We start from the raw sequence: 3483 nt of genomic DNA on the forward strand, positions 1-3483 counted from the left end.
CGGGACTTGAACCCGCACGAACATTGCTGTTCACTGGATTTTAAGTCCAGCGTGTCTACCAATTTCACCATCCGAGCTTTGGATGTGGTACCTCCAGGGATCGAACCAGGGACACATGGATTTTCAGTCCATTGCTCTACCATCTGAGCTAAGGTACCTTACTTGTAAAAAGTAAATGCTAAAAAAAAAGCCCATCCGATTAGAATGGGCTTTCAAAGAAAGGCGACGACATACTCTCCCACATAACTGCAGTACCATCTGCGCTGGCGGGCTTAACTACTCTGTTCGGGATGGGAAGAGGTGAGCCCCGCCGCAATAACCACCTTAAGAAGTTATAATTGCTTTGGGCAATTTTTGTAATGTTGTTTACATGTAATATTAAACATCAGTTACATAATATCTTAACATACTGAGATAAAGAATATAAAAAAGTATACATTGAAGTATTAGAAAGTTTCTCCCTCCCGATTACTCGGGAGGAAAAGGTGTACATAAGCTTACGGGTTATTAGTACTACTCGACTATGACATTACTGCCTTTACATCTATAGCCTATCAACGTGGTCATCTCCCACGACCCTTAAAAGAAATCTCATCTTGTGGTGGGTTTCGCGCTTATATGCTTTCAGCGCTTATCCCTTCCAAACGTAGCTACTCTGCGGTGCCACTGGCGTGACAACAGATACACTAGAGGTTTGTCCAATTCGGTCCTCTCGTACTAGAATCAGATCCACTCAAATTTCTTGCGCCCACAGTAGATAGAGACCGAACTGTCTCACGACGTTCTGAACCCAGCTCGCGTGCCACTTTAATGGGCGAACAGCCCAACCCTTGGGACCTTCTCCAGCCCCAGGATGTGACGAGCCGACATCGAGGTGCCAAACCCCCCCGTCGATATGAGCTCTTGGGGGAGATCAGCCTGTTATCCCCGGCGTACCTTTTATCCTTTGAGCGATGGCCCTTCCATGCGGAACCACCGGATCACTATGCTCTACTTTCGTACCTGATCGACCTGTATGTCTCTCAGTCAAGCTCCCTTATGCCATTGCACTCTACGCACGGTTACCAAGCGTACTGAGGGAACCTTTAGAAGCCTCCGTTACTCTTTTGGAGGCGACCACCCCAGTCAAACTACCCACCAAGCAATGTCCTCCGCAATGCGGAGTTAGGCCTCAGATAAACAAAGGGTTGTATTTCAACAATGACTCCACAACGCCTAGCGACGCCACTTCACAGTCTCCAACCTATCCTACACATCATTTATCCAAGGTCAATACTAAGCTATAGTAAAGGTGCACAGGGTCTTTTCGTCCCACTGCGGGTAAGCGGCATCTTCACCGCTACTACAATTTCACCGAGCTCATGGCTGAGACAGTGTCCAGATCGTTACACCATTCGTGCAGGTCGGAACTTACCCGACAAGGAATTTCGCTACCTTAGGACCGTTATAGTTACGGCCGCCGTTTACTGGGGCTTCATTTCAATGCTTCTCCGAAGATAACATCTCCACTTAACCTTCCAGCACCGGGCAGGTGTCAGGCCCTATACTTCATCTTACGATTTTGCAGAGCCCTGTGTTTTTGATAAACAGTCGCCTGGACCTCTTCACTGCGGCCAGCATTGCTGCTGGCGACCCTTCTCCCGAAGTTACGGGTCTATTTTGCCTAATTCCTTAGCCATGAATCTCTCGAGCACCTTAGGATTCTCTCCTCGACTACCTGTGTCGGTTTGCGGTACGGGTACTTATTACCTGAAGTTTAGAGGTTTTTCTTGGAAGCCCTTAGGCGCACTATCTCTTCTACCGAAGTATCCGAGTACTATCGTATTTCCCCAAAACCCGTGGATTTGCCTGCGGGTCTTATAGGTAGGTACTTCAACGAACTATTCCGTCAGTTCGCGGCGCTTTCATCACTCCGTCACCCCATCACAGTAATAACTAGTACGGGAATATTAACCCGTTGTCCATCGACTGTCCCTTTCGGGTTCGCCTTAGGTCCCGACTAACCCACAGCTGATTAGCATAGCTGTGGAAACCTTAGTCTTTCGGTGTGCGGGTTTCTCGCCCGCATTATCGTTACTTATGCCTACATTTTCTTTTCTAACCAGTCCAGCATACCTTACGATACACCTTCTACCCTGTTAGAATGCTCCCCTACCACTTGTAATAAATTACAAATCCATAGCTTCGGTAATACGCTTATGCCCGATTATTATCCATGCTCGTCCGCTCGACTAGTGAGCTGTTACGCACTCTTTAAATGAATGGCTGCTTCCAAGCCAACATCCTAGCTGTCTGGGCAGACAAACCTCGTTCTTTCAACTTAGCGTATATTTGGGGACCTTAGCTGATGGTCTGGGTTCTTTCCCTCTCGGACTTGGACCTTAGCACCCAAGCCCTCACTGCACGGAAACATTATATAGCATTCGGAGTTTGTCAGGAATTGGTAGGCGGTGAAGCCCCCGCATCCAATCAGTAGCTCTACCTCTATATAACTTTACGCCGTGCGCTGCACCTAAATGCATTTCGGGGAGTACGAGCTATTTCCGAGTTTGATTGGCCTTTCACCCCTACCCACAGGTCATCCGAAGACTTTTCAACGTCAACCGGTTCGGACCTCCACACTGTGTTACCAGCGCTTCATCCTGCCCATGGGTAGATCACACGGTTTCGCGTCTAACACTACTGACTAAAGCGCCCTATTCAGACTCGCTTTCGCTACGGATCCGTGGCTTAACCACTTATCCTTGCCAGCAACGTTAACTCGTAGGCTCATTATGCAAAAGGCACGCCGTCACCCCACTTAAGGGCTCCGACCGCTTGTAAGCGTATGGTTTCAGGATCTATTTCACTCCGTTATTCACGGTTCTTTTCACCTTTCCCTCACGGTACTGGTTCACTATCGGTCTCTCAGGAGTATTTAGCCTTAGCGGATGGTCCCGCCAAATTCAGACAGGGTTTCACGTGCCCCGCCCTACTCAGGATACCACTATTTATTATACTCGTTACCCATACGGGACTATCACCCTCTATGGTTCGACTTTCCAGTCAATTCCGGTTCCTTGTACATAAAATCTCGTGGTCCTACAACCCCAAAATTGCCGTAACAACTTTGGTTTGGGCTAATCCGCGTTCGCTCGCCACTACTTACGGAATCACTTTTGTTTTCTTCTCCTCCGCCTACTTAGATGTTTCAGTTCAGCGGGTTTGCCCACCTATCGGTGTACTATCTCTTCAAGATAGTGGGTTGCCCCATTCAGGTACCTACGGATCAATTGGTGTGTGCCCATCCCCGTAGCTTTTCGCAGCTTATCACGCCTTTCATCGCCTCTGAGAGCCTAGGCATCCCCCATACGCCCTTATTTTGCTTATTGTACCAATCGTAAAATCAATTACGACCGTTTTTTTTCGCTTTTTCTAATAAATTAGAAAAAACTGCTTTCTACTTTTTATTATTTCTTATCTCAATATGTCAATGAACTTTAT

Annotated in this window: 1 tRNA gene and 2 rRNA genes; all 3 read right to left on the reverse strand. The window is 47.5% G+C overall.

The window, feature by feature from the left end:
- Positions 1–85 precede the first annotated feature (85 nt).
- A tRNA-Phe gene (locus tag G9Q29_RS14750) sits at positions 86–158 on the reverse strand.
- Positions 159–217: 59 nt separating this feature from the next.
- Positions 218–327: ribosomal RNA gene (rrf, locus tag G9Q29_RS14755) — 5S ribosomal RNA — on the reverse strand.
- 160 nt (positions 328–487) lie between these two features.
- A 23S ribosomal RNA gene (locus tag G9Q29_RS14760) occupies positions 488–3371 on the reverse strand.
- Positions 3372–3483 lie beyond the last annotated feature (112 nt).

The organism is Flavobacterium turcicum (genome assembly GCF_011365745.1).
Lineage (GTDB): Bacteria > Bacteroidota > Bacteroidia > Flavobacteriales > Flavobacteriaceae > Flavobacterium > Flavobacterium turcicum.